This window comes from Caldimonas sp. (genome assembly GCF_046289365.1).
Lineage (GTDB): Bacteria > Pseudomonadota > Gammaproteobacteria > Burkholderiales > Burkholderiaceae_C > Caldimonas.
The window spans coordinates 1-7,889 of record NZ_JBKBVU010000141.1 but is presented as its reverse complement, the minus strand read 5'-3'; the positions used below and the strand labels follow the sequence as shown (position 1 = coordinate 7,889).

The 7,889-nt window shown below is 63.7% G+C and carries 8 protein-coding genes; all 8 read left to right on the top strand.

Annotated features, from left to right (window positions below; translation table 11 throughout):
- Positions 1–96 precede the first annotated feature (96 nt).
- On the top strand, positions 97–630 hold the full coding sequence (locus ACK42S_RS13020) for a tetratricopeptide repeat protein (RefSeq protein WP_409708156.1): 534 nt from the start codon (positions 97–99) through the stop codon (positions 628–630).
- 30 nt (positions 631–660) lie between these two features.
- Positions 661–1,176 (top strand): type VI secretion system contractile sheath small subunit, encoded by a 516-nt coding sequence (gene tssB / locus ACK42S_RS13015; RefSeq protein ID WP_409708152.1) that lies wholly within the window; start codon positions 661–663, stop codon positions 1,174–1,176.
- A 4-nt stretch (positions 1,177–1,180) separates the two neighbouring features.
- Positions 1,181–2,665 (top strand): type VI secretion system contractile sheath large subunit, encoded by a 1,485-nt coding sequence (gene tssC / locus ACK42S_RS13010; RefSeq protein ID WP_409708150.1) that lies wholly within the window; start codon positions 1,181–1,183, stop codon positions 2,663–2,665.
- Positions 2,666–2,704: 39 nt separating this feature from the next.
- Complete coding sequence (locus tag ACK42S_RS13005; protein ID WP_409708147.1) at positions 2,705–3,244, top strand: Hcp family type VI secretion system effector; 540 nt, start codon at positions 2,705–2,707, stop codon at positions 3,242–3,244.
- Between the two features lie 83 nt (positions 3,245–3,327).
- On the top strand, positions 3,328–3,819 hold the full coding sequence (tssE, locus tag ACK42S_RS13000; RefSeq protein ID WP_409708144.1) for a type VI secretion system baseplate subunit TssE: 492 nt from the start codon (positions 3,328–3,330) through the stop codon (positions 3,817–3,819).
- 2 nt (positions 3,820–3,821) lie between these two features.
- Positions 3,822–5,696 carry a type VI secretion system baseplate subunit TssF gene (gene tssF / locus ACK42S_RS12995; RefSeq protein WP_409708141.1) on the top strand — a complete coding sequence of 625 codons (1,875 nt, stop codon included), beginning with the start codon at positions 3,822–3,824 and terminating at the stop codon, positions 5,694–5,696.
- Positions 5,660–6,730, top strand: coding sequence for a type VI secretion system baseplate subunit TssG (tssG, locus tag ACK42S_RS12990; RefSeq protein ID WP_409708138.1), 1,071 nt, complete (start codon positions 5,660–5,662; stop codon positions 6,728–6,730). Before tssF ends, tssG begins: the two co-directional genes overlap by 37 nt.
- A gap of 25 nt (positions 6,731–6,755) precedes the next feature.
- A partial coding sequence (locus ACK42S_RS12985; protein WP_409708135.1) for a Clp protease N-terminal domain-containing protein occupies positions 6,756–7,889 on the top strand: 1,134 nt, incomplete at its 3' end.

The window sequence follows — 7,889 nt, the reverse complement described above, 5'->3', positions numbered from 1 at the left end:
GTCAGAGGGGCGCTGTGGCGCGTCTGGGCGGCAGCCGCCGCAATGGGTTTGGCCGCTTGTGCCGGTCTTCCTCAGACCGAAGACAAGCTGCCCCGGGTGGATCTGCCGCAGGCGCTGACTCAGGCTCGGTCGGCGCAGGAAGCCGGTGATGTGACCAAGGCGGCTGAACTGCTCGAGCAAGCGGCTCGTGCCCATCCTGGTGCAAAGGAGCCTTGGCTCCAGCAGGCTCAGATGCATCTGGAGGCCCGGCGCTATGGCCAGGCCATCGTGGCAGCGCAGGAGGTTCTTCAGCGCGATGTGGGCGACATCACGGCCCACAGCATCATGGCGGTTGCCGGTTTGCGAGCTTCTGCCTTGGCATTGGGGCACCTGCGGCAAGGCAACGCCGTGCAGGGCAGCACCCGCGAGGAAGCCCAGACGTTGACCCAGACGATCCGCGAGGCCATCGGCGAGACCGTGCTCGTGGCGCCAGAACCCGTTCAGGCGCCTCCCGCACGCCCTGCGGGGCCGGTCCGCCGTCGGGAGGCCCATTCCGCTTCGGCTTCGGCACGGCCCCTCCGTCCGGTCGAACCTCCCGTGGCCCGGCCGGCGACGACCGGATCGCGCAATCCCTTCAGTGCTCTCCAGTGAGCGTCCTCCGTCCTCTCCGCAGGAAATCCCATGGCCAAGAAAGACAGTGTGCAAAAGCGTCTCGAGAAGGTGCGTCCGCCCCGGGTGCAGTTGACCTATGACGTCGAGATCGGCGACGCCATCGAACAGAAGGAACTGCCATTCGTGGTGGGCGTGCTGGGCGATTTCGTCGGCAAGCCCTCCGAACAGACGCCCCCACCTCGCCTGAAGGATCGCAAATTCGTCAACATCGATCTCGACAACTTCGATGCGGTCATGGCAGGCATGGCCCCACAAGCGTCCTTCCGGGTACGCAATCTCCTTAGCGAGGAAGGTGGGGAGTTTGCCGTCAACCTTCAGTTCAACCAGATCGACGACTTCCGTCCGGAAGCGGTGGTGCAGCAGGTTGAACCGTTGCGCCGGCTGCTCGAGGCGCGCACCCGTTTGGCCGACCTGCGCAACAAGTTGGCGGGCAACGAGAAGCTGGAGGATCTGCTGGACGAGGTGCTGCGCAACACGGAGCAGCTTGAACGCCTGGGCCGGGAAGCCCAAACCACGAAGGAGTGATGCCATGAGTGCCCAAGCCCTCGCGCAAGCGCCCCAACCCGAGCTGGCACCCCATTCGCTGCTCGACCGCATCGTCGAGCAAAGCCGGGTGGCCAAGTCGCCGACCGAGCACCAACGTGCCCGGGACATCATCTCCGAGCTGGTGCGCGAAGTCCTGCAGGGGACCGTGGTTCTCTCCGAGAACCTGTCAGCCACCCTCGATGCGCGGGTGGCCGAGATCGATCAGCTCATCTCCGCCCAGTTGAGTGAGGTGATGCATGCCCCAGAGTTTCAACGGCTCGAATCGTCCTGGCGTGGCCTGCACTACCTGTGCAAGCACACCTCGACCGGGGCGATGATGAAGATCAAGGTCATGCACGCGACGAAAAAGGAGCTCGTGCGGGACTTCAACACGGCCATCGACTTCGACCAGAGCACTCTTTTCAAGAAGGTGTACGAAGAGGAGTTTGGAACCTTCGGGGGGGCTCCCTTCGGCGCCTTGATCGGTGACTACGAGATCGGTCGCCAGCCCGAGGACATGTATTTCATCGAGCAGATGTCACACGTGGCGGCGGCGGCTCACGCTCCATTCATCTCGGCAGCGTCGCCGGAGCTGTTTGGCCTGGAGGACTTCACCGACCTGGGCAAGCCGCGCGACCTGGCCAAGGTGTTCGACACCGTCGAATATGCCAAATGGAAATCCTTCCGTGATTCAGAGGATTCCCGCTATGTCGGACTGACGCTGCCCCGCTTCCTTGGGCGTCTGCCCTACAACCCGAAAGACGGCACGACGGTCGAGGGATTCAACTTCGTGGAGTCGGTCGACGGCAGCCGTCACGACCGCTACCTCTGGGTCAACACCGCTTATGCCTTTGCGGCGCGGCTGACGGCTGCTTTCGAGAGCTACGGCTGGTGCGCCGCCATTCGGGGCGTGGAAGGTGGCGGTCTTGTGGAGGATCTGCCGACGCACACCTTCAAGACTGACGACGGGGAGATTGCGCTGAAATGCCCGACGGAGATCTCGATCACCGACCGTCGCGAGAAGGAGCTCAGCGACCTGGGGTTCATCCCCTTGGTGCACTGCAAGCACACTGACTACGCGGCGTTCTTCGGTGCGCAGTCGGTTCAAAAGCCGCGCAAGTACGACCTGGATGCCGCCAACGCGAATGCGGTGCTCTCCGCGCAGCTCCAGTACATGTTCGCAGTGTGCCGAATTGCGCACTACATGAAGGCGATGATGCGCGACAAGATCGGCAGCTTTGCCTCCGCGTCCAACGTGGAGGACTATCTCAATCGTTGGATCTCTCAGTACGTCACGTCCGATGACGCCGCATCGCAGGAGACGAAGGCACAGTTCCCTTTGCGGGAAGCCTCGGTGCAGGTGTCCGAAGTTCCAGGCCGCCCGGGTGTTTACAGGGCGGTCTCCTTCGTTCGTCCCCATTTCCAACTGGACGAACTTTCCGTGTCCTTGCGCCTTGTGGCGGAACTGCCTCAGGGTGGCAAGGGCTGATTCTCAACGCTCCAACCGTTTCAGTGGAGGACTCTTTTCATGGCGAAAGACATCTACGTCGAGTTCAAGGGAAGCGACATCAAAGGCGATTCCCGGGACAGCAAGCACAAAGACACCGTCGAGGTCTACACCTGGAGCCACGTGGTGCGCCAGCCCAAGTCTGCGACGGCATCCACGGCCGGTGGGCACACGGCTGAGCGCTGCGAACATGGTGAGATGATTTTCACCAAGGACATCGACGGTGCCACGCCCAAGCTGCTTCAGGCCTGTTCGGCAGGCACCATCATCAGCGATGTCGTTGTCTACTTCTATCGGGCTCATGGTGGCAAGAACAATGTGGGCAGCCCGTCTGGCACGCAAAGCCGCCACCAGTACCTGAAGATCGAACTGAAGAACGTCATCGTCTCCTCGGTGGCCCCGACGGTGAACGGCGAGGGTGTCCCCTCCGAGACCTTCACTCTGAAGTATTCGGCGGTGCGCTGGACGTACGACGAGCTCAACATCACGGGTGACAAGTCCGGCAAGGTCAACATCACTGGCGCTTGGGACCTTGCCAAGAACGTTCCCAACTTCAGCTGAGCCCAGACCGTCCCTCACAGAGGAAAGGCGGCTCGTCCGCCTTTCTTTCTGATGGCTGGGATGGCTTCTCGATCCTCTCCCGCATGCAGCGCTACCGCCCCTCCCTCCTGGATTGCCTGCTCGACGACGGCGCTGGCGTGGTCAGCCCTCACGCCTTGCCACAGATGTCGCTGGAGCAGATCAAGGATTGCGTCGCACGCGATCTCGAGGCCTTGCTTAACACCCGTTGTGCTCTGGCGCCACAGGACTTCGACGGGTGGCCGATGAGCGCCCGTTCCTTGCTCTCCTACGGCATGGTGGACTTCAGCAGCCTGAGCCTGGCCAGCCCGGATGACCGGCGACGCATCTGCCAGTCCATCGAATCCGCCATTGGGATCCACGAGCCAAGGCTCAGCGCGGTGCAGGTGACACTGGATACAGGAGCGGCAGCGGCGCAGAAGCTGCATTTCTCCATCCGGGCGTGGCTGCTCGTGGAGCGCTCTAGAGAGCCTGTCAGCTTCGATGCCGTCGTGAACCAGGCAACGCAACACTACCGCGTGCGCTGCTCAGGTGCAGATCGGTCCCTGGGAGGCTGAAGATGGAAGACCTGTTGCCCTACTACGAGCGGGAACTGGCTTTTCTTCGCAACCAATCCCGGGAGTTCGCGCAGCGCTATCCAAAGATCGCGTCCCGTCTTCAACTGAGCGGCGAGTCCTCCGAGGACCCGCATGTGGAACGGCTGATCGAATCGTTCGCGTTCCTGGCGGCCCGGATTCACAAGCGCGTCGAAGACGATTTCCCGCTCTTCACGGAATCCCTGCTGGAGGTCCTCTATCCGCACTACCTCAGGCCGTTTCCGTCGTGTTCCGTGGCGCAGTTCCGCCTGGGCTCTGCGGCCACCCAACTGAACGACGTCGTTCGCGTTCCTCGCGGTGAGTTGCTGCGCAGCCGTCCATTGCGCGGGGTGGCATGCCAGTTTCGAACGGCCTACGACGTCGAACTGGCGCCGGTGAGACTGGCCCACGTGAATTTCCGGATGGCACCACCGCCTTTGCCGGGTGGCAGGTGGCCCGATGGCACATCGGCGGTCGTGTCTATACATCTCGAATCCCTCTCGCCACAGTTCTCGCTGGCGGATTGTCAGGGGAAGTCTTTGCGGTTGTACCTCGATGGTGAGCCATCGCTGGTCAGCGTCCTGCGCGAGGCCTTGTGCTCCAGGTCCCTCGGTGTGATGGTGGAGTCCGGGGACGGCCGTCGGACATCGAGCTTGCTGGGCGAGCGGCCCCGTTTGGTCGGGTTCGAGGATCACGAGTCGATCATCGAGCATGACGCAAGATCGCATGCCGCCTATCGGCTGCTCACGGAGTACTTTGCATTTCCGGAGAAATTCAACTTCGTGGACCTGCTGGTGCCGAGCGGCCGGCGGGGAACAGACTCGGACATCGTGCTCAACAGCAACCGCCTGGTCCTGCACGTGCCTCTGAAGGGCATTCGGAGCGATTCCGATGCGGCCCGGCTGCTAGAGGACCTCGACGTGCACCATCTCCAGCTCGGTTGTACGCCGGTAGTCAATCTCTTCCGAACGCCGGCCGACCCCATCCGCGTGACCCATGCCCGCACGATGTATCCCGTGGTGGTCGACGCTCGCCGCGCGTATGCGTACGAGGTGTATGGGGTCCAGCGGGTGTGGTGTGTGCGTCAGTCCGGTCAGGGAGAGTTCGCCCAGGAGTTCAGGCCGTTCTATTCGTTGCGTCACGACGACTTGCTGCGCGACGGTGAGCGCACCCAGCCGCGGGCCTGCTACTGGTATACGCAGCGCGACGAGCGGATGGCGTTGCACAGCCCTGGCTATGAGTTGGAGCTCGGGCTCGTCGATGCGGACTTCCAGCCGGGCCTGGCGGTCAACGAGACCCTGTCACTCGAGGTGTGGGCCACCAATCGCGATCTGCCGACTCAACTGGCCATTGGACAACCAGGAGGAGACCTCTTCGTCGAGGGTGGCGGTGCCGCTCAGGAGATCTGCCTGTTGCGCCGCCCCACCGCTTGTCTGAGGTTTGCACGAGGGCAAGGAGCCCTGTGGCGGCTGATCTCTCACCTGTCGCTCAACCATCTCTCCCTGAGCCAGGGTGGCATCGACGCGCTCAAGGAGATGCTGAGGCTGTACGACCTGCCGCGAAGCGCGGCCAATCAGCGCCAGATCGATGGCCTGGTCGCTGTTGAGCATCAGCCTGCCGTTGCCTGGTTGCCGGGCAAACCCTATGCCACGTTCGTGCGCGGGACGGACATCCGCTTGACCGTCGACGAGTCGAGCTTCGTGGGGGTAGGCCTGCACTTGTTCGCCGAGGTGATCAACCGCTTCGTCGGCCTTTACACACATCTCAACAGCTTCACGCGGCTGCGGCTGGTGTCAGCCCGCACCGGAGAAGAACTTCTGTCATGCTCTCCCCGCAGCGGCGCTCAATCCCTCGTGTGATCGACCGGCTGCTGGCCGAGCCGCATCGACACGAGTTCTTTCAGGCGGTGCGCCTGTTGTCGCGTTGGCTGTCGGCCCGCGAAGGTCTGGGCGAGCAGGACATCCTCGCGCAGCGGCTGCGCTTCCGCAGTTCCCTCTCACTGAGCTTCCCAGCCAGTGAGATCGAGGATCTCCAGGTGGTGAGGCCGACGCGGGAGGGGCAGGCGTGCACCGACCCCGAGCGCATCGAGATCACGGCTGCGTTCATGGGGCTGCTCGGGGTGCACGGCACCTTGCCACTGCATTACACCGAAACTCTCGTTCGCCGGGAGGTCTTCGGGCGTGATGGTGCGGCGCGCGCCTTTCTCGAGATCTTCAATCACCGGGCCCTTGCCTTGTTCTACCAGGCCTGGAAGAAGCATCGCTTGGCACTGGCATACGAGTCGGACCGAGGGCGGGGCTTTCTGCCGCTGGTGCTGTCCCTGGCCGGACTGGGTCAGGCCTCCTTGCGCAACCGTTTGCTGGAGCGGGCAGGCGCGGGGCTGCACGATGAGTCGGTTGCCCACTATGCAGGGGCCTTGCAACGTCGGCAGTTGTCGGCTTCGCAGCTCGAAGCCTGGGTCAGCGCGCATTTTGCGATCCCCGCCCAGGTTGAGCCGTTCGTCGGTCGCTGGGTTCGACTGCCGGCATCGGCCTGCAGTGCGCTGGGCCGCAACGCGGTGCTCGGGCGCAGCGCTGTCGTTGGAGAACGTTTATGGCAGCGCGACCTGCGGGTGAGGTTGCGCCTGGGGCCGCTGGACCGCCGGCGCTACGACCATTTCCTGCCAGGGGCCACCGGTGCGAGGGCCCTGCAGCGCTTGTTGACATTGGCCTACGGGTTGTCCTTGGAGTTCGAAGTCCGCTTGTGCCTGCGACAGCAGGACGTGCAGCCCACGGCTTTGCACTCCCGGGCCGACGGACCCGGTGCACGGCTCGGCTGGACCACGTTCCTGTGCAGCAGGCCGGTGACCCAGGACCGTGACGACCTGGCCTACGACGTGCTGCCTGCGGCGTGACCTTTCCATTCTCTGGGCATCGAACATGTCTGCATCTCTCAAGACCCTGATCACCAAACTCAACGAGCTGACGCGGCAGGCCGCCGAACGAGCCGCCAACCTGTGCATGGCCCATGGTCATCATGAAGTGGACATCGAGCACCTGCTGTTGGCCTTGCTCGAGGAACCACGCAGCGACCTGAGTCTGCTGTGTGCGCGTTGCGATGTGTCGCCCGCCGGTCTGCGTCGCGACCTCGAGTCCGCACTCACGCGGCTGCCCGCCGGCAATACGCGCACGCCGGTGTTCTCGCAGCGGCTGCCGCAATGGCTGGAGCATGCCTGGCTGATCGCCTCGCTTGACAGCCAGGTGGCGCGAATCCGCAGTGCCCACCTGCTGCTGGCCCTGCTGGCCGAACCCGGCTTGAGGCAGATGGCGGCCCAGGCCTCATCGGCCCTGCTGCGCTTCCCCGTGGAGGACCTGAAACACCGGCTTGACTCCCTGACCACAGGCTCGGCCGAAGCGGTCGGCAGGGTCTCGGCCTCCGCTGAAGAAGTCCCGCCGGTCGAATCGTCTCCCGTATCAGGAGGCACACCGGCGCTGGATCGCTACACGATCAACCTCACCCAGCGCGCCCGTGAAGGGCAGATCGATCCTGTGATCGGGCGTGAAGCCGAAATCCGCCAGGTCATCGACATCCTGCTGAGACGCCGTCAGAACAACCCCATCCTCACCGGAGAGGCCGGGGTGGGCAAGACCGCCGTCGTCGAAGGTTTGGCCTTGCGCATCGCGTCGGGGGACGTGCCCGGGCCTTTGCAGGGGGTGGCCCTGCACGTGCTCGATCTGGGGTTGCTGCAGGCCGGAGCGTCGGTCAAGGGAGAGTTCGAGAACCGGCTTCAGCAAGTCATCGACGAGGTCAGGCGCAACCCGCAGCCGATCGTTCTCTTCATCGACGAGGCCCACACCCTCATCGGCGCCGGAGGGCAGGCGGGTCAGAACGACGCGGCCAATCTGCTCAAGCCTGCGTTGGCCCGTGGGGAGCTGCGCACGGTGGCGGCCACCACCTGGAGTGAATACAAGAAGTACTTCGAGAAAGACGCGGCCCTGGCGCGACGTTTCCAGGTGGTCAAGGTCGAAGAACCGTCCGAGGCCGTGTCGAGCGCATCAAGGCCGACGGCGAAG

What these genes read in the sequence shown, in the direction of transcription:
- tssB (WP_409708152.1), top strand. Translation starts at nt 661, where the DNA reads ATGGCCAAGAAAGACAGTGTGCAAAAGCGTCTCGAGAAGGTGCGTCCG.
- tssC (WP_409708150.1), top strand. Translation starts at nt 1,181, where the DNA reads ATGAGTGCCCAAGCCCTCGCGCAAGCGCCCCAACCCGAGCTGGCACCC.
- ACK42S_RS13005 (WP_409708147.1), top strand. Translation starts at nt 2,705, where the DNA reads ATGGCGAAAGACATCTACGTCGAGTTCAAGGGAAGCGACATCAAAGGC.
- tssE (WP_409708144.1), top strand. Translation starts at nt 3,328, where the DNA reads ATGCAGCGCTACCGCCCCTCCCTCCTGGATTGCCTGCTCGACGACGGC.
- tssF (WP_409708141.1), top strand. Translation starts at nt 3,822, where the DNA reads ATGGAAGACCTGTTGCCCTACTACGAGCGGGAACTGGCTTTTCTTCGC.
- tssG (WP_409708138.1), top strand. Translation starts at nt 5,660, where the DNA reads ATGCTCTCCCCGCAGCGGCGCTCAATCCCTCGTGTGATCGACCGGCTG.